This window comes from bacterium (genome assembly GCA_016702305.1).
Classification (GTDB): Bacteria; Electryoneota; RPQS01; order RPQS01; family RPQS01; genus JABWCQ01.
In genome coordinates this window covers 682,202-705,745 of record JADJEH010000002.1, presented here as the reverse complement: position 1 = coordinate 705,745, position 23,544 = coordinate 682,202, and the positions used below count along the sequence as shown (strand labels likewise).

The 23,544-nt window shown below is 57.9% G+C and carries 23 protein-coding genes and 1 pseudogene; 11 read left to right on the top strand and 13 right to left on the bottom strand.

The genetic code is table 11. From position 1 onward, the window contains the following. Genes dacB through rsmB form a run of 6 tightly spaced genes read right to left on the bottom strand, consistent with a single transcriptional unit; the run spans position 1 to position 5,813 of the window. Complete coding sequence (dacB, locus tag IPH10_07510) at positions 1 to 1,407, bottom strand: D-alanyl-D-alanine carboxypeptidase/D-alanyl-D-alanine-endopeptidase (GenBank protein ID MBK6910767.1); 1,407 nt, start codon at positions 1,405 to 1,407, stop codon at positions 1 to 3. A 31-nt stretch (positions 1,408 to 1,438) separates the two neighbouring features. Beyond that, entirely contained in the window at positions 1,439 to 2,419 is a 981-nt protein-coding gene (locus IPH10_07505; GenBank protein MBK6910766.1) for a tyrosine recombinase, read from the bottom strand. Then, entirely contained in the window at positions 2,358 to 2,987 is a 630-nt protein-coding gene (locus IPH10_07500) for an MBL fold metallo-hydrolase (GenBank protein ID MBK6910765.1), read from the bottom strand. The genes IPH10_07505 and IPH10_07500 overlap by 62 nt, the downstream gene beginning before the upstream one ends. Next, a complete protein-coding gene (locus tag IPH10_07495) occupies positions 2,981 to 3,655 on the bottom strand; it encodes a ribulose-phosphate 3-epimerase (GenBank protein ID MBK6910764.1) in 675 nt (224 codons plus the stop codon). Before IPH10_07495 ends, IPH10_07500 begins: the two co-directional genes overlap by 7 nt. Beyond that, positions 3,655 to 4,464 (bottom strand): PASTA domain-containing protein, encoded by an 810-nt coding sequence (locus IPH10_07490; protein MBK6910763.1) that lies wholly within the window; start codon positions 4,462 to 4,464, stop codon positions 3,655 to 3,657. Before IPH10_07490 ends, IPH10_07495 begins: the two co-directional genes overlap by 1 nt. A gap of 2 nt (positions 4,465 to 4,466) precedes the next feature. After that, positions 4,467 to 5,813, bottom strand: coding sequence for a 16S rRNA (cytosine(967)-C(5))-methyltransferase RsmB (rsmB, locus tag IPH10_07485; protein MBK6910762.1), 1,347 nt, complete (start codon positions 5,811 to 5,813; stop codon positions 4,467 to 4,469). A 102-nt stretch (positions 5,814 to 5,915) separates the two neighbouring features. Here rsmB and IPH10_07480 point away from each other — a divergent pair, with 102 nt between their 5' ends. The 3 genes and pseudogenes from IPH10_07480 to IPH10_07470 all read left to right on the top strand — a co-directional run bounded on the left by IPH10_07480 (position 5,916) and on the right by IPH10_07470 (position 8,843). Further along, positions 5,916 to 6,812 carry a lysophospholipid acyltransferase family protein gene (locus tag IPH10_07480; protein MBK6910761.1) on the top strand — a complete coding sequence of 299 codons (897 nt, stop codon included), beginning with the start codon at positions 5,916 to 5,918 and terminating at the stop codon, positions 6,810 to 6,812. After that, entirely contained in the window at positions 6,782 to 7,807 is a 1,026-nt protein-coding gene (locus IPH10_07475) for a glycosyltransferase family 9 protein (protein MBK6910760.1), read from the top strand. The genes IPH10_07480 and IPH10_07475 overlap by 31 nt, the downstream gene beginning before the upstream one ends. An 86-nt stretch (positions 7,808 to 7,893) precedes the next feature. After that, positions 7,894 to 8,843: pseudogene (locus IPH10_07470) on the top strand (TerC/Alx family metal homeostasis membrane protein). 77 nt (positions 8,844 to 8,920) lie between these two features. On the opposite strand, the gene IPH10_07465 reads toward IPH10_07470, so the two are convergent. From IPH10_07465 to IPH10_07455, 3 genes are read right to left on the bottom strand one after another with little or no spacing between them, the layout of a single operon-like run. After that, positions 8,921 to 9,778, bottom strand: coding sequence for a sigma-54-dependent Fis family transcriptional regulator (locus tag IPH10_07465; protein ID MBK6910759.1), 858 nt, complete (start codon positions 9,776 to 9,778; stop codon positions 8,921 to 8,923). A gap of 43 nt (positions 9,779 to 9,821) precedes the next feature. Further along, positions 9,822 to 10,829: a hypothetical protein gene (locus IPH10_07460; GenBank protein ID MBK6910758.1), complete on the bottom strand. Its 1,008-nt coding sequence runs from the start codon at positions 10,827 to 10,829 to the stop codon at positions 9,822 to 9,824. Positions 10,830 to 10,870: 41 nt separating this feature from the next. After that, entirely contained in the window at positions 10,871 to 11,194 is a 324-nt protein-coding gene (locus tag IPH10_07455; protein ID MBK6910757.1) for a hypothetical protein, read from the bottom strand. Between the two features lie 323 nt (positions 11,195 to 11,517). Here IPH10_07455 and prfA point away from each other — a divergent pair, with 323 nt between their 5' ends. The 8 genes from prfA to IPH10_07415 are packed head-to-tail and all read left to right on the top strand — an operon-like array spanning position 11,518 to position 19,169. Further along, positions 11,518 to 12,594: a peptide chain release factor 1 gene (gene prfA, locus IPH10_07450; GenBank protein ID MBK6910756.1), complete on the top strand. Its 1,077-nt coding sequence runs from the start codon at positions 11,518 to 11,520 to the stop codon at positions 12,592 to 12,594. Further along, entirely contained in the window at positions 12,591 to 13,439 is an 849-nt protein-coding gene (gene prmC, locus IPH10_07445; protein MBK6910755.1) for a peptide chain release factor N(5)-glutamine methyltransferase, read from the top strand. The genes prfA and prmC overlap by 4 nt, the downstream gene beginning before the upstream one ends. Positions 13,440 to 13,462: 23 nt before the next feature. After that, positions 13,463 to 15,487 (top strand): thioredoxin domain-containing protein, encoded by a 2,025-nt coding sequence (locus IPH10_07440; GenBank protein MBK6910754.1) that lies wholly within the window; start codon positions 13,463 to 13,465, stop codon positions 15,485 to 15,487. Beyond that, entirely contained in the window at positions 15,475 to 16,626 is a 1,152-nt protein-coding gene (gene tgt / locus IPH10_07435; GenBank protein MBK6910753.1) for a tRNA guanosine(34) transglycosylase Tgt, read from the top strand. Before IPH10_07440 ends, tgt begins: the two co-directional genes overlap by 13 nt. Before the next feature lie 35 nt (positions 16,627 to 16,661). Further along, a complete protein-coding gene (yajC, locus tag IPH10_07430) occupies positions 16,662 to 16,967 on the top strand; it encodes a preprotein translocase subunit YajC (GenBank protein MBK6910752.1) in 306 nt (101 codons plus the stop codon). A gap of 14 nt (positions 16,968 to 16,981) precedes the next feature. After that, positions 16,982 to 17,530, top strand: a complete 549-nt coding sequence (def, locus tag IPH10_07425) for a peptide deformylase (protein MBK6910751.1) — start codon at positions 16,982 to 16,984, stop codon at positions 17,528 to 17,530. Between the two features lie 4 nt (positions 17,531 to 17,534). Then, positions 17,535 to 18,473 carry a methionyl-tRNA formyltransferase gene (locus IPH10_07420; GenBank protein ID MBK6910750.1) on the top strand — a complete coding sequence of 313 codons (939 nt, stop codon included), beginning with the start codon at positions 17,535 to 17,537 and terminating at the stop codon, positions 18,471 to 18,473. 9 nt (positions 18,474 to 18,482) lie between these two features. Beyond that, complete coding sequence (locus IPH10_07415; protein MBK6910749.1) at positions 18,483 to 19,169, top strand: zinc metallopeptidase; 687 nt, start codon at positions 18,483 to 18,485, stop codon at positions 19,167 to 19,169. 110 nt (positions 19,170 to 19,279) lie between these two features. Here IPH10_07415 and IPH10_07410 read toward each other — a convergent pair whose 3' ends face one another. The 4 genes from IPH10_07410 to IPH10_07395 all read right to left on the bottom strand — a co-directional run bounded on the left by IPH10_07410 (position 19,280) and on the right by IPH10_07395 (position 23,468). Beyond that, on the bottom strand, positions 19,280 to 20,338 hold the full coding sequence (locus IPH10_07410) for an outer membrane beta-barrel protein (protein MBK6910748.1): 1,059 nt from the start codon (positions 20,336 to 20,338) through the stop codon (positions 19,280 to 19,282). 26 nt (positions 20,339 to 20,364) lie between these two features. Further along, positions 20,365 to 21,576: an ammonium transporter gene (locus tag IPH10_07405; protein ID MBK6910747.1), complete on the bottom strand. Its 1,212-nt coding sequence runs from the start codon at positions 21,574 to 21,576 to the stop codon at positions 20,365 to 20,367. Between the two features lie 114 nt (positions 21,577 to 21,690). Beyond that, a complete protein-coding gene (locus tag IPH10_07400; GenBank protein MBK6910746.1) occupies positions 21,691 to 22,344 on the bottom strand; it encodes a response regulator transcription factor in 654 nt (217 codons plus the stop codon). Beyond that, positions 22,341 to 23,468 carry a sensor histidine kinase gene (locus IPH10_07395; protein ID MBK6910745.1) on the bottom strand — a complete coding sequence of 376 codons (1,128 nt, stop codon included), beginning with the start codon at positions 23,466 to 23,468 and terminating at the stop codon, positions 22,341 to 22,343. The genes IPH10_07400 and IPH10_07395 overlap by 4 nt, the downstream gene beginning before the upstream one ends. Positions 23,469 to 23,544 lie beyond the last annotated feature (76 nt).

Genomic DNA, 23,544 nt, shown 5'->3' with positions numbered 1-23,544 from the left:
TTAGTTTGCCGCGCGGTATACAGCGCGCACGATTGTGTCCTGAATATTGCGAACGTAGTGCGGCGAGCAGCGGAAATTATTGGCGAGAATCGCAAAAGCGACGCGCCTGCCGTCGTCAAGGGCCATGTAACCGGCCAGTGCGGAAACGTGAGTCATCGTGCCGGTCTTCGCACGCACACGGCCCAACATGCCCTCGGTAGACAATCTGCCGCTTAGCGTGCCGTCCATTCCTGAATGCGAGAGCGAGGCTTCAAATCCATCAGCGTTCTTGCCCTTGCCCATTTTGGCGAGCAGGTCCACAATCGCCCGCGCTGACACGATGTTTTGGCGGGACAGACCACAGCCGTCTTGCAGCGAAAATTGATCGCGGCGAATGCCAAGCTCGCGTGCGAATTTCTGCACACCCCGCAATCCCGCGTCAGTGTTGCCTTCGCCGTACTGCTGCAGCCCGATCGCGGAAAGCAGATACTCCGCCAAGTAGTTGTCGCTTTCCTTGTTGACAATGGACGCAATCACGGACAATTCGGGCGACGAAAACTCCAACAGCGTGTTCGCCAACAGACCGCCATCGCGAGTTTGAACGACCTGACCTGCGACTTCGATGCCCTTACGCTTTAGGGCCTCACTAAGCGCATGTCCAAAATACAGGGCGGGATTCTGAATGGGAAACCAGATATATTGCGAATCATCACCGCGCGCCATGACGCCCGACAGTTCAAGCTCATCTCGACAGGGCATAACGTGAAACTCGATCCAGCTTTCGTTGCTGGGCGACGCGGTTAACACGTCATTGTAGATTTTGATGCCGGCAAACGGGGGGTTGATCGTGACGATCGCGGGATCGCCCTCCGACAGCCCCGGAGCGATCTCGATGTGGCATACGTTGCTGTTGTAGCCCGCGCCGTCCACGGCTGGCGCGAAGCCTTCCCGCAAGTCTCCCATCTCCCACACGCCATTGCCGCAGGTGCGGTCGAAGCGATTGACCGTGATATCCAAATTGCCCGCGACTTTGCGCAGCCCTTTGCCGTGAAGTTCATCGGCAATTTTGTCCAAGGCCGGGCGGCCCAGGTCCTTGCGCGACTTCGGCTCAAACATCGGATCGCCACCGACGACTACCTGCAAGTTACCGTTCAGCGTACCACCGCCGTCCAGCGGCGCGGAGGAGCAGAACTTGGTGACCATGCGATAGTCCGGTCCCAGCAGACTGAAGGCCGCGGCCGTTGTCCAGAGCTTAGTGACCGACGCGGGGATTAACAGTAGATCCGCATTGCGTTCGAGCAGCGATTCGCCGCTGGATAGATCGGTGAAGAGAATGCTCCACGAGGCGCCCGCAGCGGCGTCCAGCGCCACGAGCGAATCGAGACGCTCCCGCAGATCGGTCGCTCGCGCAACGGACGAACAAAGCACGAGCACGGCCGCAAACGCAAGGTGAGCAGTCTTAGCCGCGCGGATGAAACGAGCGCACCGTTTCCGTGAGATAGTCGCGGTCGAGATGAGTGTAGATTTCCGTGGTCGTAATGGACGAATGGCCCAGCAGTTCCTGAACGACGCGTAAATCTGCGCCGCCTTCAAGCAGATGTGTGGCAAAGCTATGTCTGAGGGTGTGAGGAGAGATGTGGTGAGTGAAACCGGCCTGTTTGCATAACGCGCGCAAGGTCGCGGCACAGCCGAATCGTGTCAGGGGCAAACCTGAACGCGTCAAAAATACAAAATCTTCCGCCCGGTCGGGAAGCGGCACAGGCGAGGAATCCGGGGCTGTGCCGCGCAGGAAACTGCGGCCCGACTCCAGATACGCGTGCAACGCGGCGGCCGCTTGCTCACCAAACGGACACAGGCGTTCCTTATTGCCCTTGCCGCGAATACGCAGCACGCGCTCGCTGAAATTCGTTTGCCGCAATCGCAGTCCGCACAATTCGGATACACGAAGGCCGGCAGAGTAAGCAAGTTCGATCAACGCGCGATTCCGCAGATTGACGGGTTCGTCGCCCACAGCGGCGCGGAGCAGAGCTTCAATATAGTCCAGCTTGACCACTTTCGGCAGACTGCGGCCAATCTCGGCGCCTTGCAATTCCGCGGAGGGATCGGCGGGGATCCGCCGTTCGCGCAGCAGCCAACGATAGAAATTGCGGACGGCGGCCCGCCTGCGGTTTTCCGTTCTGGCCGAAATGCCACCCGACGCGGACGCAAAGGCGGCGTGGAGGTCCGCTGGCGTCGCCGATGGCAGATCGCGGTGCCGTTCCTGCAAGCTCGCGGCGAAACGCTGCAGGTCGCGACGATAGGCCGCGACCGTATTGGACGCAAGCTGGCGCTCGTACTTGCGCGCGCGCAGCCACTCCTCGATCAGGCGTGACGATTGATCAGCTTGCGCGGACGAAGGGATTGTGGAGCTTTTCGTGTCCAACAGTGGTCGGCTCGCCATGACCGGGATAGATGATCGTCGCGTCCGGCAGCGTGTAAATCTTGGCGCGAATCGCGTCGTAAAGCTGGCGTTCGCTGGCGTCGGGAAAATCCGAGCGCCCGACCGATTCGTAGAACACCGTATCGCCCGCGATTAGCTGCCCCTCGGCATAGAACACGAGCGAGCCGGGCGAATGACCCGGCACGTGATAGAGGGCGAATTCGATATTGCCGCAGCGCAACGTGTCGCCCTCAACCAAGGTCTCGTCGGCGTCGGGCGACACAACCTCCGTTCCCGTCCACGACGAGAGATTGAGAATGGGATTCGTCAGCTTGGGACGGTCCAACGGGTGGATACACAGCGGCACATTCAACGCGGCTTTGGCAAGGCCATTCTCCGCGATATGATCCACATGCCCGTGCGTGTTCACGATGCGAATGACCTTCAAATCGCGCGCGGTAATCCACCGCAGAAGATACTCCGTTTCGGCGCCGGGATCAAACCAGATCGCTTCGCGAGTTTCGTCGCACCACGCGATTATCGTGTTCATCGCATAGGGACCGACTTCGCGCGTCTCGATCTTTAGCATCCGGCGGCCTGGCTGAGGCGGGCGAAGTTCCCGAGAAAGTCACCCGTAAACAACGCGCTGCCCGCGACCAAGCGCTGCGCGCCGGCCTCGACGACAGACGGTGCGGTGACCGGATCGACGCCGCCGTCCACGGACAGCATGAACTCGCCGTGTCCGGATTGCTGCAACACCCGCAGCGTAGCGAGCTTTTCCAATGCCAATGGGATGAACTTCTGGCCGCCAAAGCCGGGATTGACGCTCATGATCAGCACGACGTCGCACAGAGGCAGCACATGCTCGATCAAAGCAACCGGCGTGGACGGATTGAGCGAGACGCCCGCCTGACAACCGTGTTCCTTGATCTGCGTTAGCGTGCGATGCAGATGCGGACAGACTTCGGCATGAACCGTGATGGCATCGGCACCCGCGCGCGCGTAATCCGAGATGGAACGCTCGGGCGCCTCAATCATCAGATGCACGTCGAGCTCGAGTTTGGTAGCCTTGCGCAGCTGGGCTATGATCGGCGGGCCAAACGTGAGGTTCGGCACAAAGTGGCCGTCCATCACATCGCAGTGCAGCACGCCTGCGCCCGCCTGCTCGCAGCGGCGTAACTCTTCTGACAAATGCAGGAAATCCGCGGATAGCAAGGACGGCGCGAGATGCACTGCCGTTTGTGCGGAAAGTTTCATCAATCGGCTTCCGATGGTGGAGGAGTCTCTGCGGCGGTCGAATCAGCGGACAGTTGCGGCACCGCGACCACCAGGTCCACTTCGGTGTCCTGCTCAACTTCCGTTCCTGACAACAAACTTTGGGCGATCACCGTGCCGGCAACATAGAGATTCGTTTCGTGACGCGAGATGTTCCCCAGTTTCAACCCGGATTCGAGTATGGCCTGGCGAGCTTCGTGAAGCGAAATATCCACCAGAGTCGGAACGATGATTGAACTGGGCCGCGGTCCCAGCGATATCGTCAACTGCACCGGCTGGCCGCTCACGACCGGGGCACCAGGCTCGGGTCGCTGTTTGACAATTCCGCCCTTAGGCACTATCGCCGAAAAGTCGTAGCCGTAATCCGATGACGAGACGAGCAGTCCCATGTTCCGGCACTCAATCTCGGCGGTGCGCTGGTCCAAACCGGTCAAATCCGGGATGCCTGATGCCGAGCCTTCACGCGCAGGAACAAGGTGAATCGTGCGCCCCGGCTTCGCCATGGCACCAGGCAAAGGGCGCTGTTCCAGAACCGTACCCGCTGCCATTTTGCCGCCTAATTTGGCCGGTTCTTCAACGATGCGAAACTCATTGTGCTCGGCCAGAGTCCTGGCTTCGGCAACGGTCAACCCGATCAAGGAAGGCACCGCCACTTCCGCACCGTGACGAGTATAAAGGGGCATGATGATCCATTCCATCATCATGCCCGCAAAAAGGAAAATCAAACCGAAGAGTAGTGCGATCGCGCCGAACGTGCGCAGACGATCGCCTGCCGCACGAGGTTCAGTCATGGTCAGTGTGACATGCGCCGCAAGCGAGTTGCGTACGCGCCGTCCGTTTCGTGAATATGAGTAAAAGTCTCAAGGTCGCCATGTTCACCCACAACGGTCTCAGGGAGGAAACCGCGCGCGTCTTCGCGCAGAAAATCCGGATGTGTCTTCAAGAACGCCTGCACGATCTCGACATTCTCGGAGGGCAATATGCTGCACGTCGAATAGACCAGCACGCCGCCGGGTTTGACCAATTCCGCCGCTCGATCCAATATCTCGTGCTGCAGCGCGTGCTGCAATCCGATATGGTGGCTCTTGCGTCGCCAGCGCAGGTCCGGCTGCTTGCGCAGCAGCCCCGTCGCACTGCACGGCACATCGGCCAGCACTCGATCAAATTGTCCGTCGCTAAACTGAGTCGCGTCGGCTTCCATGATCACAACGTTTTGCGCCGCCACGCGGGCGACATTCTCCCGCAGCCTGGTCAATCGCAAGCCGTCAACGTCCACCGCCGTAACCATTCCCGTCCCGCCTAGTTTACGCAGGATCGCCAACGTTTTGCCGCCGGGAGCCGCGCAAAGATCCAGAACACTGTCACCCGGGGCAGGATCGAGCAACGCCGCTGCCAATCCAGCGCTTTCATCTTGTACGGTGATGCGCCCTTCGTCCAACCACGGCTGAACAATCGGGAATGAGGGCGCGTGAAGCCGGTAGTAGCCCTCAAGAAACAGCGAGTGTTCCCACTGCACAGCATGTTGATCCAAATCGGCCTCAAAAGCATCGGCGCCGGTTGGATCGGTCAAAAAGACCGTGATCGGAGGCCGCTGATTGGTCACGTCAAGCGCCCGCTCCGCCTCTTCCGCGCCGAACCGTTCGACCAGTTCGCGCACGATCCAACGGGGCATCGAGTACAGAAATGAGAGCCTCGCCAGGTCATCAGCACCGTCAGGAGGCGTATTCCAGCGGTCGCGTTCCCGCGCCAGACGCCTGAGAATCGCATTCGTCAACCCGCCCGCCTTCTTCCCCAGCCTCTGAATCGCCAATTCGACGGTCTGACTGACCGCCGCATGGTCTGGGATCCGATCCTGTCCATAGAGCTGGTAAGCCCCCATCCGCAGCAATATGCGCGTCACGGGGTCGGCCCGGCGGTAATCACCATGAAAAACAGGCGTCAGGATGCTATCCAGTCGGCCACGCCAACGGATAGTCCCCCAATAGAGGTCGGCCGCTAAGGCGCGATCACTGCCCCGTAGCTGGGATGTTCCCAGGTACTTTGACAGAACCTCGTCCGCGTACTCCTCCGTTTTTTCGAGTTCGGTTAGCGCGTCCGCCGCGACGACGCGTGCCGAAGAAGCCGTTGTCCCCATTGGCATCTGAATCCTTGTGAAATTAAGCAAATCTGTGACAGAAACGCAACACTGTGATAAGCTCACGTATTGACATCTCAAGGGAATTTACGTTATTTAGACTCCGCTTTGGCCGATAGAGTTTCCATGCCCCACCGAACCTCTCATTATCTTCAGTATGCCGCAATTCGCGGCGTATTTGCTATCTTGCGGTGGCTGCCCCGCCGCGGCCGCGCTGCCATTGGTGTCGGATTGGGCCGAATTGCGTTCCTGCTGGGCATTAGGCGAAGGGTTATGGCGGCTAATCTGCTGCAGGCCTTCCCCACCCTGCCACCTCAAGGCGTCCGCACCATGACCCGGCGCTGCCTCGAACATTTTGGCACCGTGGCGACGAATCTGGAGGCACCACTCCGAATGACGGCGGACGAGGTCCGCGATTGGGTGCTCTTTGAGGGCCTTGAAACCATGGACAACGCGGTCCGCGGTGGTCAAGGCGGAATCGTTGTTTCCGGTCACCTCGGCAATTGGGAAGTCATCGGCGCCGCCTGCGCCCGACTGGGCTATCCGGTGTCCTTTGTTGTGACAACCCAGCGGAACAAGCTTGTGGAAGCGTGGCTGGACAATCTGCGGCGTGACGCGGGTGTCGAGATCATCCCACGCAAGCAGGCAATCAAGGGTGTGCTGAACGCTCTGAAGCGAAACCGGATCGTGGCCATTTTGATTGACCAGGACGCTCATGAGGACGGCGTCTTCGTGCCGTTCTTTGGCCGCCTCAGTTCCACTCCGCGAGGCCCTGCTGTGTTCCATCTGCGAACCGGCGCCCCGCTAATCTTCATGCAGTCTTATCGCCTTGAAGGAGAGTTCTACCGCGGAAGGTTGACACACGTCAACGTGCCTGAGAATGCGACACAGGAGAGTATCATGGCGGACCTGACTGCCCGCCTTGAGCAGGCGGTTCGACAGGCCCCTGAACAATGGTTTTGGATGCATCGCCGATGGAAAACCACCCCGCCCGAGTTCTCATAATTGACACCGCCTGGCTCGGTGACGTCGTGTTCTCCACAGCGCTCGTCGGGGCGACGCGGCAGGTGTGGCCGGAGGCGGAGATTCATTTTCTTACGGCACCGCGCGCGCAGGCGATCATGACCGAGCATCCGCAGATCCATCGCTTATGGGTCTTTGACAAGCACGGCGCGCAGCGAGCCATGAATGCCGTTTTGACTTTGGCGGACGAGCTGAATCAAGTAAGGTTCGATGTCGTACTATGCGCCCATCCCTCGCTGCGCTCGCGCTTGCTGTGCGCGCGGCTTGCGGCACCGGTGAGGGTAGGCTATACGGGATTTGGCGAGCGCTGGGCGTTCACGCACACCGCGCACAATAGCCTCGCGATTGAGCCGGATCATGTTGAGCGCCGTCTGAATCTCCTGCGGGCGCTGGTTCCGGTGACGATCACGCCTCCGTTACGAATCGGGCTAAACGCCACCGAGCGCAGTTGGGCTGACGACTATCTCAAGCAACTCGATGGCACCGACCAACCACTGCTTGGCCTCGTGCCCGGTTCGGCCCGACTAACGAAACAATGGGGCGTGGAACAATTTATCGAACTTGCGCGTATCTGGTGCAAGCGAACCGGCGGCCGGACACTGGCGGTGCTCGGCCCGACGGAAGCGCCGATGCGCCCACACTTTGAAAAGTCCGGGCAGCCGATCCAGGTCGTTGAATCCGGCCTGCGGCAATGCGCGGCGTTGCTTCAGAGATGCCACTCCGTCGTCGGCAACGACACGGGCGTTTCCTTTGTCGCGATTGCGGCGGGCGCCCCGCGGGTGGTCGTGCTTTATGGCAGCACGCAGGTGAATTATCGTTTTCCAGCGCCGCATCGGGCCATCGCCGCCGGGGTACCGTGCTGTTTGCCGCGCACCGGACACGGTCAGGCGCGCTGTAAGTGGACGGGCGATGCACCGTGGTGCATGAGCCAGATTTCGCAAGAGCAAGTCCTGCAACATATATTACCTGGTCCTTAAACGGAGGATGTTTGGAATCGGTCCTGCTGTTTCCATTTGCTGAGTACTGGTCATTCTATGCTGGCTTCACGTTGTTCGTGCTGGGGATGCTGGCGCTTGATTTGGGCGTTTTCCATCGCGAAGCACATGAGGTGACATTCAAGGAGGCTGCGACCTGGGGCAGCATTTGGATCGCCCTCGCGCTGGTCTTCTGTTTTGGTCTCTATGAGTACGCGCAGTGGAAATTCCCGCAGGATGCGCGGCTCCTGGCTATCCCGGGATTTGATCCGCAAGTCGCCGCGCGGCAAGTCACGCTTGAGTTCCTGACGGGATTCGTGGTTGAGAAGTCGCTCGCCGTGGACAACGTGTTTATCTTCGTTGTCGTGTTCTCGTTCTTTGCCATTCCGCAGAAGTACCAGCACCGCGTGCTGTTCTACGGGATCATTGGCGCGCTGCTGTTCCGAATTATCTTCATCGCGCTGGGTTCGGTGCTGATGCAGTATAAGGCGGTCGTATTTGTCTTCGGGCTGTTTCTGATCGGGACCGGTATCAAGATCATCTTTGCGCCGGAGAAGGGCGTGGATCCCGACAAGAACCCGTTGATCAAACTGCTCAAACGGTTCTTACCGGTCACCCCTCAGCTCCATGAACAACGTTTTCTGATTCGCCAGAACGGGATGCTCTACGGAACGCCGCTGTTGGTGTGCCTGGTGTTCATCGAAATCTCGGATATCATCTTTGCAGTTGATTCCGTGCCCGCCATTTTGCTTTGACTAAAGAGCCGTTCATCGTCTTCACGTCCAACGTCTTCGCGATTCTTGGTCTGCGTTCGCTGTACTTCTTGCTGGGCGGCCTGGTCACGAGGTTCCGCCTGCTGAAATACGGCTTGGGCCTGATTCTGGTCTTTGTCGGACTGAAGATGGTATGGCTGAACGAGAAGTTCGATGGCCACTTCCCGATCACCTGGTCGTTGGGTATAATCGGCGCGATTCTGGCAATCTCGATCGCAGCCAGTTTGTTTGCGACGCGCAAAGATCCGCCCGCGGCAAAGCGGTAGCAACAGCATATCCTGATCAAAAAGAAAACCGCCGAAACTCGTGAGCTTCGGCGGTTTGTTTTCGTTGGGGTTCTGCGTCAGTTTGTCGCGGACGCGCTGGCGGCTTGGGGTGCGACGACCAGTTTGTGCAGCAGCTCTTGCACGAGGCTCTTCAGCGACTGCGGCGACGCCGTTTCTTCGAAGTGCGCCAATACGATCGCCGGATCAAAGCGGCCGTCTGATAGCGCCATCACGCTCTCGACATGGTTTCGCAGTTGCTGGACGTTCTCCGGCCATTCCACGCGCGTCAGCAGTTCCATATAGTGATAGGGAACGCTTGGTCGGCTGACGCGCTCGCGTTCAGCGAAGTTGCGCAGAATATCTGACACGAGGTACGGAATATCCGCGTTGCGCTCGGTCAGTGTGGGCATCGTCAGGACAGACGATGAGAGCTGGCTATATAGCTCTTCCGAGAACATGCCCCGCGCCAGCCGTTCGGCAAGGTCACCGGTATGTCCGGTGCACATCAGGCGGAAATTGACCGTGCAGCGCTCGCCGGCCGCTGTGGTGAAGGCCGCTGAACTCAGAAGCTGCGAGATCCGCTCTTGGGCCACAGGGCCTAACTCTTCAACGTCACGCAGCAAGAGCGTTCCTCCTGCAGCGCGTGCGAGCGCTCCGCTTTCGCCCTGTGCGTTGCCAAATAGAATGCTCTCGCAGGCATCCGGTGTCAAGCGCGCCGCTGCAACCGCCACGAATGGGAGAGGTCCGCGTGAAGACGAATTGTGTATGGCGCGAGAGAGCATGGACTTCCCGGTTCCGGTGTCGCCGACCACAAGCAGCGACGCATCACTGTGCGTCTGCAAGCTGGCCTGGCGCACCAGCCGCTGCATGGCCGCGCTGCGGGCCACAAGCGAACCGAGTGTATAGCGGCTCTCCATCCAGTTTTTGTTTAGCATAAGATACTCCTCCCCAAAGGGGATCCATCAAGCGGTAGATTATTCATCCGTGATTTGCTGCACGCCGACCGACAGGAGTCGGTGTTCGACGTACTTTCATTCGGGCCGAACCTGTCCCAAGGAATACTTTCGTCCCAACCTTCTCCGGATCAAAAAAAGTCCGTAGAATAAGGCGGTCAAACCCGCCAATCCGCCGATCAATAGCAGGGTCGTCAGATAGGCATTGGGATTCATAGTAGTCCGCTATCGTTTGTGATTTGAACTTAAGTCGAAGGACCAGGCAAACGGCCATCGCCCCGTACACACCCATGATCCCCCACTGGGATATCACCAAATGGGTGAATTCGACCTGGCGCAGAGTCATCTCGGCTGTGTCTATCCCGAGGGCCAGGCCGAACAGGAACAGCAGGGTATCTGCATATGCCCCGATCGGTCTGTCCGTACGATACTTATGCACGTAGAATGCCAACAACATCAAAAGGCTGAAAATATTCAGCACAATTGATGAACTGTCTATTTTTGCATAGCTTATAACTTGCTCGCCGAGGTCGTTCTGCCCAATGGTCAGGCCAGGGTCAAAGATGTAGGGGGAGTACAACCAGATTGAGATGCTGAAAAGCGCCAACGATGCCAGGGCAGAATGCACGATGCGGCGACGAACGCTGGACAAATAGCCAACCGTAATTGTCGTCACAGCCCAGGCGAGGGTCACATGTACTAAGATCGAGGCGTACCAAACGTAGAAATGAACGTTCATTTCGAGGCTGGCGATCGCCTGCGTCAGGGCAAGAAGTGGCCCGGCGACGGCAAAAACGGCAAAGACGATCCAGAGTGCGAAGAAGACCTCGCGGTAGTGCTGCTCGCGGCGGTAAACGAGAAAACTCAGCAGAGATGTTATGCTGAGTATTAGAATATTTGTAATAAACGAGAATTCCCAGACCCATTGGGGTGTCCGGGGGTGAGCGATGCCAACGACCACCAGGCCGATGACCGCCAAGCCATATACAAAAAACGCGACCATTGGGTCATGGATATGCAATCCACGAGCCAACGATCGCGTTCGCGGGCTTACGCCCGAAAACTATGCTGGAACTACTTCTTCGGCTGGGGCGGAACGACCGGCACCAGAGCGTCGTAGCCCTTCTTGGGCTGCGGCGGGACAACCGGAACAAGAGCATCGAGGCCCTTCTTCGGCTGCGGCGGGACCACCGGGACGAGAGCGTCAATACCCTTCTTCGGCTGCGGCGGGACAACCGGAACCAGGGCGTCGAGGCCCTTCTTCGGCTGCGGCGGCACGACCGGAACGAGAGCGGATACGCCCTTCTTTGGCTGCGGCGGCACCACAGGCACGAGGGCCGCGTAGCTTGCCACTGCAAATACTGAAATTAGGAGAATCGCAACAACGAACTTCTTCATAACTTTCCACCTCTCAGAATGAAAACCCCACCCACCCCTGATTTCGCCCGGTCAATATACGAAGAGTCATTGCAACGTGTCAAGGACATTGCAGAATCCAGGTAGTTTGGCTTTAAGTTGCTATGTCACCACAAAGCATTGTGTTGCGATAAGTAGACTCAATTTGTCAATATATCAGAGCCCTAAGTTAGAGGCACGGTCATTCGCCCTTGACAACATTATTGACCGGGGTCAGGCCCGAAACTACGCGAACTTGTTTGCTGGTCTCAAGTTGCGTAAATTACTGGATTCGCTCCGAGCAATTCTGATTACCCAATATCTAAGTGATTGATAAAATTCAACAAATTCTCCGGCGAGTGGCAGAGATTGACGAACTGTTAGCCAGTCCGGAAATTTCGGCCAGTGTTGGCCAGACGACACCCCTGCTCAAAGAGGCCAAGGACCTTGCTCCGTTGGCCGAGAAGGGCAGGGAATACCTGCGCGCCCTAAACGAACTGGATGGCGCCCGGGAGTTGGTGCGCGGGGCGGATATGACGATGCGTGAGATGGCAGCTGTGGAAGTTAGCGAGCTGGAGCAGAAGATCGCGACGATTGAGGACGATTTGCGCAGCCTCCTGTTGCCGCGCGATCCGGCCGACGAGCGCAATGCGATTTTGGAAATTCGAGCCGGAACGGGCGGCGAAGAGGCCGCACTCTTCGCGGGTGATCTGTTCCGTATGTACTCACGCTATTGCGAAGTCCTGCGATGGAAACTCGAAGTGGCCTCGATGACCGAAGCGGAAGCGGGCGGAATCAAGGAAGTCGTGGCGGAGATTAGAGGTGCGAACGCTTACGGTTTGCTCAAGTGGGAGAGCGGCGTGCATCGAGTGCAGCGCGTGCCGGTGACCGAATCGCAGGGGCGTATTCACACATCGGCGGCCTCAGTCGCCGTGCTGCCGGAGGCGGAGGAGGCAGATGTTGAAATGAAGATCACTGACCTCAAGATAGACGTCTATCGTTCATCCGGCGCGGGTGGGCAGCATGTCAATACGACGGAATCGGCCGTACGCATCACGCATATCCCGACCGGCCTGGTCGTGGCCATTCAGGATGAACGCTCGCAGATCAAGAATCGCGCGAAGGCGATGAAGGTGCTCACATCGCGCCTGTTGGCCATGCGACGCGAAGAAGAAGCGAGCAAAGTGGCGGCGGAACGAAAGAGCCAGATCGGAAGCGGTGATCGCTCCGAGAAAATCCGCACCTATAATTACCCGCAAAATCGCGTGACGGACCACCGGATCAATCTAACCCTGTACAAGCTCGACCGCGTCATGGAAGGCGACATCGGGGAGTTGATTGAGGCCCTGCGGCTGGCTGACCGGGCAGAGAAACTCAATCGCGCCGCAGAACACCTTGCATGAGCGACGGCAAGCGTTTGATTGACTTGTTGTCCGCCACGGATGAGTTCTTCAAGTCACGTGGTATTGACGCGCCGCGCCGGAATGCTGAAGCGCTGTTCGCTAAGGCTCTGGAGATCCCGCGTATTGAACTTTACCTACAGTATGACCGGCCGCTCAAAGAGCACGAATTAGAGGGAATACGCGAGTTGATCCGACGCCGGGCAAAACGCGAACCTCTGCAGTACATCATCGGCCGAGTGGACTTCTGCGGCGCAACGATTGGCCTGCGGCCAGGCCTGCTCATACCGCGTCCGGAAACCGAAGAGTTGGCCACCGAGTTCGCGAAATTACTCGCACCGGGTGCGCGGGTCCTCGATATCGGATGTGGATCGGGATGTATCAGCGTTGCGCTCGCGAAATCGGGAGCGCATGTTGTCGCGGTGGATGTTGACGCAACAGCCATTGAACAGACAAATGAGAATGCGCGGACGAACGGCGTTCAATTGGAAACGGTCCGATCCGATTTGTTTGATGCGGAGTTTCCGGCGACCGCGCGTGCGCCATTCGATGCGGTCATCAGCAATCCGCCGTATATTCGCGATGACGAATATGCGTCGCTGCAAACCGAAGTGCGCGATTACGAAAGCAAGCGAGCGCTGATCAGCGGCCCGAGCGGCCTCGAATTCTATCAGAGGATCGCTGACCTTCTGCCGCAGCTCTTGACGAGTGGCGGCGCTCTCGGCCTGGAATTCGGGCTCGGCCAGGCAGAGCCGATCCGAACACTGTTTGCGCCACATCTGACAAGTCTGACGATTCACCGCGATATTCAGGGGCATGAACGTTTCATCGTCGGCCGATCTTGTTGAAACCTATCACCGCCCTGGCAATTTTGCTCGCTGCCTGTTCCAAGCCCGCCGTGCACTCCAACGCCTTAATCCACGAAGCCAGTCCGTATTTATTGCAACACGCGCACAATCCTGTGGATTGGCTGCCGTGGGGTGATGCTGCGTTTGAGCAGGCGTTGCGCGAGGACAAGCCGGTGTTCTTGTCTGTGGGTTATGCGGCTTGTCATTGGTGCCACGTCATGGCGCATGAGTCCTTCGAGAACGAGGAGATTGCGGCGTATTTGAATGAGCACTTTATTGCGGTCAAGGTAGATCGCGAAGAGCGGCCCGATGTGGATCACCACTATATGCAGGCCGTCCAGCGCATGACGGGTGGCGGCGGCTGGCCGATGTCGGTGTTTCTGACACCTGACCGAAAGCCCTTTTATGGCGGCACATACTGGGCACCGGAAGCGAAATACGGTCGGCCCGGATTCATGGATGTGCTGCAAGGGATTGCGAAGGCGTGGGAAACAGAACGCGATTCCGTCATGAACATCGCGTTACAGTTGCACGACGCCGTGCATGTAGAATTCAATCTGCCGCCTTCAGGAGGCACACTCTCCCCTGCTCTGTTGGAAAACGCCGTGCGCGAGTCGGCGCGGAACTTTGATTCCGTCCACGGCGGATTCGCGCGGGCACCGAAATTTCCGCATGCGATGGAGCTGGCGATGCTGCTGCGTTACTACTCGCGCACCGGTGACGACAGCGTCAGGCACATGGTCGGATTCACGCTAGACAAGATGGCGCGGGGCGGAATATTCGACCAGATTGGCGGCGGTTTTCACCGCTACTCGACGGACGATAAATGGCTTGTGCCGCATTTCGAGAAGATGCTCTATGACAATGCGCTGCTCGGTGGCGTGTATAGCGATGCTGTGAAAGAGAGTTTCGGCGGGTTAGGCGTTTGGGGAACTGCGTATTTAACTTGGGAATGGCTGCATAGAGAAATGCAAGCGCCCGAAGGTGGCTTCATTTCAGCTATTGATGCAGATTCTGAGGGCAAAGAAGGTTGGTTTTATCTTTGGAATCCAGAGCAAGTACGACAGGTTCTTGGAGAAGATGCCGAGAAGTTCTGCCATGATTTCGATATTACCCCGCAGGGAAACTTCGAGCACGGCCTCTCGATTCCAAACTTGCTGAACAACGCGGACGACAAGCTACAGAACTTTCACAGGGACAGATGGCCGCATAGGATGAGATTGTTGGTCGCCCGGTCGCAACGCATCATGCCGACGCGTGATGAGAAGGTGCTCTGCGACTGGAATGGAATGCTCATCAGCAATCTCGTGTTCGACTCTTCCGGAGAAAGAATTGCGAATCGCTTTCTAACTCCGTTCGAACGGGATGGAGAGCTTGTGCATTCGTTTCTTGGGGACAAGGAACTTCGGGTGCAACTACTCCTCGATTACGCGGCATTGGGCAATGGGTTACTTGACCTCTTTTGTGCGACCGGTGAAGTTCGCTGGTTTGACGGTGCCTACAAGCTCGCGGACGAGATTGAACGGCGGTTTGCGAAAGGCGATGGCCTGTATTACATGAGTGAAGACTCCGTCGCCGGAGTGCGCTCGGTGGATTTGTATGACAGCGCGATGCCGTCAGGGAACTCGCTGGCGGGCAATCTTTTTATCAAGCTTTATTATTTGTCCGGCGAAGAGAAGTTCAGACAGCGAGCTGAAAAGCAAATTGATACAATGCTGCCGCTGTTAGAAAGCCATCCGACTGCGTTCGCACAAGCGCTATTGACTGCGGAGTGGTTGATGTTTCCGCCGGAACAAGTTATCATTGTAAGCCCAGCCGGGCGGAAACCAGGCGGCCGCGTGCAGGATCATAATCGGCAAGTCATCTCGATTGATGACCAGTTCGCCGCGCGCCTGCCCGCTAATCATCCACTTGAGTCACTCCTGTCAGGCAAAGACCTGATGGATGGCAAGCCTACTTGGTACTTCTGCCGGAATTTTGGGTGTGAATTGCCGACAAATGATTTTGGTGTCGTCATCGAAAAATCCAGACGGCCGTGGCAGAAGTAGAACGTCATCCATTTTCAGTTGCGTTTGAGGATCCGTCCGGCACGAGCGCACGGCGCGCGGTGTTGACGACGGAGCATGGCGAGATTCAGACGCCGCACTTCTTTCCCGTCGGTACACTGGGTGTTGTCAAAACGCTGACGCCGCGCGAATTGGTCGAGTCGCATGTGCAGGCGATGCTGGCGAATAGCTATCATCTCTATTTGCGGCCTGGGCTCGACATTCTCAAGGAGGCCGGCGGTCTGCATAGGTTCATGCGCTGGGAGCGCCCTATTCTCACGGACTCGGGCGGTTTTCAAGTGTTCTCCCTTGCGGAGATTCGTAAGGTCCACGAACACGGTGTCCGGTTTCAGTCACACCTCGATGGAAGCTATCACGAGTTCACGCCCGAGTCGGTCGTCAAGATTCAGCGGCACATTGGCTCCGACATGATGATGGTCCTTGATCTGTGTCCACCCTATCCGTGTTCGCATAGCCAGGCCGATGACTGGAATCGGCTGACCATTCAATGGGCGAAGCAGGCGCTGGTAGCCGAGGCGGAACAACCGATCCTGTATGGACATCGGCAGAATCTGTGGGCAATTGTGCAGGGCTCGACGTACCATGACTTGCGCAAAGAGTCGGCGGCGGCGCTGATTGATTTGGATTTCCCGGGCTACGCGATCGGCGGCATGGCGGTTGGCGAGCCGAAGAGTATTTTTCACGAGCTTGTACCGCTGACGGTCGAGATGTTGCCAAAGCATAAACCGCGTTACCTGATGGGCGTGGGGTTCCCGGAAGATCTACTGCGGTGCGTGTCGTGGGGCGTGGATTTCTTCGACTGCGTTCTGCCGACCCGCAACGGCCGCAACGGTTGCGCCTTCACCTGGAACGGCCGCGTGATCATCAAGACGGCGCGGCACAAGAGCGAGTTTGTGCCACTTGAAGCAGACTGTGAGTGCTACACGTGCCGGACCTATGACCGCGCCTATTTGCGGCATTTGTTCGTGTGCGACGAATTGTTAGGCCTGCGATTGATTTCGCTGCACAATGTCCATTTTTATCAAGACTTGATGCGGCAGATGCGCGCGCACCTCGACGCCGGAGATTTCGGCCCGTGGATGCAGAGCGTACTGCCACAAGTTGAACAGAAAGACTCTTAACTGGAGGCCACATGCCCAACTTTGGAATTTCCCCGATGTTTCTCCCCGTGTTACAAGCCGATGCCGCCGCCCAGCCGAGCATTCTGGGTGCTCTGCTGCCGTTCGTCCTGATCATTGTTGTCATGTACTTCCTGATGATCCGCCCGCAGCAGAAGCGTCAAAAAGCGCACAACGCTATGCTGGCAGCAGTAAAAGCCGGTGACGAAGTCGTGACCATGGGCGGCGTGTACGGCAAGGTGGCGGGTATTGACGAGAAGGACAACACACTGTGGCTGAAGATCTCGGACGAAGTCAAGATCAAGGTGGACCGCGCCGCCGTCGCACGCGTCATCGGCGCCTGATCCCGGCACCGGTCATGAAACTTCCTTACGAAGAGACGACGAAGCGTCACCGGGTGATTATCTACGGTCACCCCACGCTGCGGCGCCGTGCTGACGAGGTCACGGTGTTCGATGATTCTCTGCGTGAATTTGCACGTGAGATGATGGCGACTATGGACGCATACGAAGGGATCGGGTTGGCGGCGAATCAAGTGGACCGGGCTGTGCGGCTGCTCGTTATTGGCCTGCCGGACGACGATGACGAATCTGACGACCGCCACTATCTTGCCATCGCCAATCCTGTGATAAAGCAGTCCTCTGGTACATTGGATTTTGAAGAAGGCTGCCTTTCGATTCCTGAGATTCGGGAAACGGTTACGCGGCCGGAGACGATCACCGTTGAATTTGATACGCTGAACGGCGAGCGTAAAACGATCGAAGCGTCGGGAATGCTGGCGCGGGTGCTGCAGCATGAAATTGATCATCTGAACGGCGTGCTGTTCATTGACCATCTTTCGCCCATTCGACGGTCGCTGCTCTCGAGTAAACTCAAGCGCCTCGAACGCGAGTCACAGGAGTCCTAAGAGATTGCGCATCGTCTTTTGCGGTAATCCGGAATTCGCCGTGCCGACGCTTGATGCGTTGCTGGCAAGTGACCATGAGGTGGCGGCGGTCGTCACGAGCCCTGATCAGCCGCAGGGTCGGGGCCGTAAGCTCGCCCCGATGCCCGTCAAGGCCATCGCACTCGAGCGCGGCTTGCAGGTCTTGTCACCGGGCAAGCTCAGGGACGCCGGCTTTCTCGAACAACTGCGCGACATTGGTCCGGAGGCGTTGGTGGTCGTGGCGTTTCGGATCCTGCCGCGGGAGATGTTTGCGCTGCCGAAATGGGGTTCGTTAAACGTACATCCGAGCCTACTTCCGAAGGGCCGAGGTCCGGCACCGATTCAGTGGACGCTGTTGCGCGGCGAAACTGAGACTGGCGTGACGATTATTCGCTTGACGGAGCAGATTGATGGCGGTGGCATGCTCGCACAGGAGCGGACGGCTGTGGCACCGTCGGAGAATTTCGGGGAGCTGCACAATCGTCTGGCAGGCATTGGCGCACGGATGCTCGTTGGAGTGCTTGACCTGTTGGCGGCTGGAGCGAGCCTTAACCCGATACCTCAAGATGAATCGCAGGTCACCGCCGCTCCGAAACTTAGGGTGATTGACTTTGAGCTGAACCTACGGGAATCCGGCGGACAGTTGGTGAACCGGATTCGTGCGTTCAGCCCGGCGCCCGGGGCTGTCATTCGGGCAGGTGAATTTAGTTTGAAGATCATGCGGGCCGAACTTGCGGACAACCCAGAGCCGCTAACGCCCGGGCAAGTTCAGCTAAATCAGGATTCTATGCTCATTGGAACAGGGGATGTGCCGATTTCGTTAAAGATTGTGAAACCGGCTGGCAAGCGGGAGATGCTGATCGCAGATTTCTTGCGCGGCCGTCCCGCTCTGCCGCACTGCTTTGACTTAACCACTTTGGAGTAAATTGACGTGATGTTACCGTTTTTCGATTGGACAATGGTTCTCATTTTGCCCGCGTTCGCGCTGGCGTTGTGGGCGCAGTTCAAAGTGAAAGGCACCTATCGTGAATTCAGTGACGTGCACTCGCGGCTGGGCATGACCGGCCAGCAGGTCGCGCGCAGGATTCTGGACCAGAATGGCCTGCATGACGTGGCCGTAGAACCGATTGCGGGCGAGCTTACTGACCATTACCACCCGGGCGATCGCAAGGTCCGCCTGTCGGAAGGTATCTTCGGCTCGACCAGCCTGTCGGCGTTGGCGGTGGCGGCGCACGAAGTCGGCCATGCGATCCAGCACAAGGTCGGTTACGCTCCAATGAGCTGGCGTGCGTCCCTCGTGCCCGTGGCTAACATCGGAAGCATGGCCGCGATGCCGCTGTTTTTCATTGGCATGTTCATTCCCAACATCAGTTGGATGATGGACCTAGCGATCATCTTCTTTGCCGCCGCCGTGCTGTTTCACATGGTGACGCTGCCTGTGGAATTTGACGCCTCCAATCGCGCTTTGGCAATACTGGGTAACGGTAGTTTCCTGGCTCCAGACGAAGTCGCAGGCGCACGCAAGGTGCTGAACGCGGCAGCGTGGACCTACGTGGCTGCAGCGACGATGGCTCTCTTGCAAATGGCACGTTTGATCCTGTTACGGAATAGCCGCGACTAAGTCAGGCTGATACCTGTCTCCATGCAAAGCGGCTGGCACATCGTGCCAGCCGCTTCTGTTGCGCTCCGGCCGGAGGAGACGCCGGCACGGATCAAGTTGGTCAATGCTTGTTAGAACGAATAGGTCACTTCAAACGCCACCGTCGTGCGCGCGTCCGTGGCCTTCCCGTCGGCATCTAACCAGATTTCTTCGTTGACTGAGTCCATGCGCAATTCAAGCAAGCAACCCATCCCGTCGCCTAACTTCGCCGTCGGGGCAAGCGTGATACTCGTGTAGCTCAGGTCCTTACCCTGCGGCACGCCGGTGCGAATGCCGAAATCGTCGGAGAACGAACCGAGGCGGCCCGTAAGACCAAAGGTGTCATCGAAGTCGTAGTGGCCCATGATCAGGAAACCCATCCAGCCCGCGTCCTCAAGCTCCGTACCGATCTGCGCGGCTTCGGCTTCGGAGCCCATGTTAAGTTCCGCTCCGAGAACGAGATTCTCGACGAGGTTGGCAGTGGCATCAATGTCAATCACGGTGCGGCTCTCCGGGCCTTTGCCCGCGGCTTCGGGACCGACGATGGCCGAAATTCCCAAACCGATTTTTTCCGTCGGCTTGACGCCGAGACGAGCGCCAAACGTCATGCCGTCGTTGTTCTCGGCATTGTTGTCCCAGCCGTTGACAATGTAGGCGTGCAGATCGAGGCGCTTGCACAAGTCCATGTAGCCCTTGACGCCGGTCAGATTCGTCGGCAAGCCGTAAGTGAAGACTTCGGAATGCGAGTACTGATACATGTCCACAGGGTCCAGCAATTCATAGCCGATCGGAGCATTGAACTTGCCGAACATCACGTCAATCTGCTTCTCGCCGACCGGGAATCCGTACTGCATGTAACCCTGTTCAAGGTAGTCAATGGCGTTCATGGGATCCGCGCCGTTGACATATTCGAGATCGGCCCGCACAAAGCCGCGCGCACCGAGCTTGCGTTGAATGTCTACTTCAACCTGATCCAGACTGAATCGGTTGAACTCACCGGAATCGGGATTGGCATTCATGTCGTTGAACCATGCGCCGTCCACGAAGCCCGTGAACTCGGCACAGCATTCCTGGTCAGACGGGCAGCAGGCATCCTCAGCCCACGCGCAGGTCGCAAATACGAGCAACGTCAAAGCAATCAGTTTCTTCATACTATCCTCTAAATGAATGGATGGGACTACCGTTCGTAGGCCGCCTCGCCGTGCAGAGTGACGTCGAGGCCTTCTTGCTCTTCCTTCTCGGTGGTCTTGACCGGCGTGAATTTGTTAATCACGGCCAGCATGACGTACGTGAAGAGGAAGGCGTAAATTGAAGAGATGACGATTGTCGCCACCTGTTTGAAAAGGAAGTCGCCGCCGCCGAAAAACAGTCCGTTGGCTCCGGCAGGATTGACAACGGTACTGCCGAGCAGGCCAAGCATGACGATTCCCAGCAGGCCACCGACGCCGTGCACTCCCCAGACGTCAAGGGCGTCATCCCACTGCAACGAGTTCTTGATCGAGACGGCGAAGTAGCATACAACCCCTGACACGCAGCCGATAATAACCGCACTGGTGGGCGAAACAAATCCGGCCGCCGGGGTAATCGTCGCGAGCCCCGCAACCGCCCCGGTCAGCAAGCCCACAAATTTGGGTTTCTTCTCCAAGAACCAGGCGAGCAATAACCAGACCACGCCCGCAAAAGATGCGGCAATGTCTGTATTCAAGAAGGCCAGGCCGGTAATCGAGTCCACCTTTAACTCACTGCCCGCATTAAAACCGTACCAGCCAAACCACAGCAGGCCCGTACCCAGCGCCACGAGCGGGATCGAATGCGGGATATTCTCGACGACTTTGCGACGACCGACATAAAGCACCGAGGCCAATGCCGCCATACCGGCGATATTGTGCACCACGATTCCGCCCGCGAAATCCAGCACGCCCCACTTCTGCAAGACGCCGCCGCCCCACACCATGTGCACGAACGGGCAGTAGACGAACAGGAGCCATAACACCAAAAAGATCAGATAAGCCGGGAATTTGATGCGGTTGGCGAACGCACCGGTGATCAAGGCGGGGGTGATGATGGCGAACATCATCTGGTAAGCGAAGAACACGAAGGCCGGAATCGTCGGGTTGATCGGGCACGGGGTGTTCAGATCAACGCCGCGCAGGAACGCCTGATCCAGATTGCCAATGATACCGCCCTCGCCGCCCGAAAAGCAGAGTGAGTAGCCGACTGCCCACCAGACAATGGTGGTAACGCCCATCGAAACGAAGCTCTGAATCATGATGGCCAGCGTGTTGCGACGGCTGACCAAACCGCCGTAGAAGAACGCCAGGCCGGGTGTCATGAGCATCACCAGACTCGTGGCCAGCAGCATGAAACCAGTATTACCAGTGTCGAACATGGTTAATCCTCAAGAATATGTGAGATGGTACCTGTTCGACAACTTACAACAATCCCCGCGGACCGGGTATCGGGATTCTCCTGATTCAGACGGGGAAAAAGCCTGAGGGCGGGGCTACTCGAGCGAGGTCAGCCCTTCGCGCAGGGCATAGCGCGTCAGTTCCGGCAGCGTGTGCAATTGCAATTTGTCCATGATGTGCATACGATGGGTCTCAACGGTTTTCGCACTCAAGTTCAGGAGCTCGGCAATCTGCTTGGTCGTTTTCCCTTCGGCAATAAGCTGCAAGACTTCGCGTTCGCGCGCGCTGAGCACCGAAAAGGCCGTGGCGTCTGCGGACTTGGACTGACGGACGAAATCGGCGACGACCTGTTCATTGATTTGCGCCGAAAGATAGAAATGGCCGCGCATCACTTTCTGAATCGCCCGCACCATCTCGTCCGGTGACGAGTCTTTAAGCAGATAACCCTTGGCGCCGGCTCGCAAGGCCTCGACGACGTAACGCCGGTCGGAGTGCATCGAAATAATCAGAATGCGGACATCCGGCAGTTCCTGCGTCAGTCGGCGGGCTACTTCGATACCATTAAGCTCCGGCAAGGATATGTCAAGCAAGAGCAGGTCCGGCAGCAGTCGTTTCGTGACGTCAATAGCGGCAATGCCTGTAGCCGCTTCGCCGACGACCGTGACTGAAGGGTGCCTCTCGATCAACTGGCGCAGCCCCGTGCGAAAGAGCTGGTGATCGTCGGCCAGAACGATGCGCAACGCGCTCATGCTTGCTCCAATGGCACGCGCATCGCGATGGTGGTGCCCGTGCCGATTATCGAGTGGACGGTCAGCGCGCCGCCGAAGTGCCGGAGACGCTCGCGAATGCTAAACAGACCGAAGCCTGAACTCGCCGTTGCGTTCCGGAGCGCGCTGTCGGAATCGAAACCGCGACCGTTATCCTTGACGATGACTTCGACGGCACCGCTATGCCGCTGAACGGTCACATCGAGACTGCGCGCCGCCGCATGTTTCACCGCGTTGGTCAGCAGCTCCTGTACGCCGCGAAACAGCGTAATGCGCAGGGCTTCGGGCAGGCTTGCGTCGGCTCCAGCCGTGCCTTGGTGGACATGCACCACTACATTGTGCCGCTGGGAAACTTGTTCTCCCAACCACTCTAATGCCGCGACCAGACCCAGTTCGTAGAGCATTGGAGTACTAAGCTCGAAGCTCATTCGGCGTGTGAACTTGATGGCCCGTTCGACTAAAGCGATGATCTCATCGAAGCGCTGTTCGAAGCCGCAGAAGACCGCGTCACCGCGAAACTGCATAATACGAAGTTTGATGAAAGCGAACTCCTGCATCACATGGTCATGCAGGTCGGCGGCCAATTCACGATCCTTGCGTGCTTCGGCCAGTGACAGTTCAGTGGCCAATCTTCGCAGGTCGCGCGTGCGTTCAACGACAAGCCGTTCGAGACCGTCATTCGCGGCGCGAATCTCCGCTGCTGACTGCTTGTGCTGGAAGTAGGAGCGGAGCAGGTCCGCCAGCGAATCTATCAGGTCACGTTCTTCGGCGAGGAACGGGCCTTCATCGGCGGGTGGGCGCTCCTCCAGGTAACAGACCTCGACCTTGCCCTCGACGTGCGGCCCCACTCTGAAAGACGAGACCTGTGACCAGTTTGACGTTTGATAGCCTGGAGATGAGACGACTAACGCGCCGCAGGAAATCCGCGCGACCGCAATCTCGGGGTATTGCCACGCGGAAGGAATGACCGACACCACATCCTGGACAAGCTCGTGCTCGGGGCGATCGTCATTCTGGAGCAGACGCGCCGTTTGATGCAGCGCCGTCAGCTCCTTGATCCGCTCCTGCAACTTGTGAAGCGTCGGATTTGGTGTCGTCGAGTCCATAGGCAGAATTTACAACCGCCCGGCGTGGAAAGCAAGCCGCAACAACAAGCGCGGCGGCCCGAAGGACCGCCGCGCT

Excerpts from the sequence above, each read along its gene's own strand:
- IPH10_07505 (MBK6910766.1), bottom strand. The coding sequence starts at position 2,419 with ATGGCGAGCCGACCACTGTTGGACACGAAAAGCTCCACAATCCCTTCG.
- IPH10_07500 (MBK6910765.1), bottom strand. The coding sequence starts at position 2,987 with ATGCTAAAGATCGAGACGCGCGAAGTCGGTCCCTATGCGATGAACACG.
- IPH10_07495 (MBK6910764.1), bottom strand. The coding sequence starts at position 3,655 with ATGAAACTTTCCGCACAAACGGCAGTGCATCTCGCGCCGTCCTTGCTA.
- IPH10_07490 (MBK6910763.1), bottom strand. The coding sequence starts at position 4,464 with ATGACTGAACCTCGTGCGGCAGGCGATCGTCTGCGCACGTTCGGCGCG.
- rsmB (MBK6910762.1), bottom strand. The coding sequence starts at position 5,813 with ATGCCAATGGGGACAACGGCTTCTTCGGCACGCGTCGTCGCGGCGGAC.
- IPH10_07475 (MBK6910760.1), top strand. The coding sequence starts at position 6,782 with ATGGAAAACCACCCCGCCCGAGTTCTCATAATTGACACCGCCTGGCTC.
- IPH10_07465 (MBK6910759.1), bottom strand. The coding sequence starts at position 9,778 with ATGCTAAACAAAAACTGGATGGAGAGCCGCTATACACTCGGTTCGCTT.
- IPH10_07455 (MBK6910757.1), bottom strand. The coding sequence starts at position 11,194 with ATGAAGAAGTTCGTTGTTGCGATTCTCCTAATTTCAGTATTTGCAGTG.
- prmC (MBK6910755.1), top strand. The coding sequence starts at position 12,591 with ATGAGCGACGGCAAGCGTTTGATTGACTTGTTGTCCGCCACGGATGAG.
- yajC (MBK6910752.1), top strand. The coding sequence starts at position 16,662 with ATGTTTCTCCCCGTGTTACAAGCCGATGCCGCCGCCCAGCCGAGCATT.
- def (MBK6910751.1), top strand. The coding sequence starts at position 16,982 with ATGAAACTTCCTTACGAAGAGACGACGAAGCGTCACCGGGTGATTATC.
- IPH10_07415 (MBK6910749.1), top strand. The coding sequence starts at position 18,483 with ATGTTACCGTTTTTCGATTGGACAATGGTTCTCATTTTGCCCGCGTTC.
- IPH10_07410 (MBK6910748.1), bottom strand. The coding sequence starts at position 20,338 with ATGAAGAAACTGATTGCTTTGACGTTGCTCGTATTTGCGACCTGCGCG.
- IPH10_07405 (MBK6910747.1), bottom strand. The coding sequence starts at position 21,576 with ATGTTCGACACTGGTAATACTGGTTTCATGCTGCTGGCCACGAGTCTG.
- IPH10_07400 (MBK6910746.1), bottom strand. The coding sequence starts at position 22,344 with ATGAGCGCGTTGCGCATCGTTCTGGCCGACGATCACCAGCTCTTTCGC.
- IPH10_07395 (MBK6910745.1), bottom strand. The coding sequence starts at position 23,468 with ATGGACTCGACGACACCAAATCCGACGCTTCACAAGTTGCAGGAGCGG.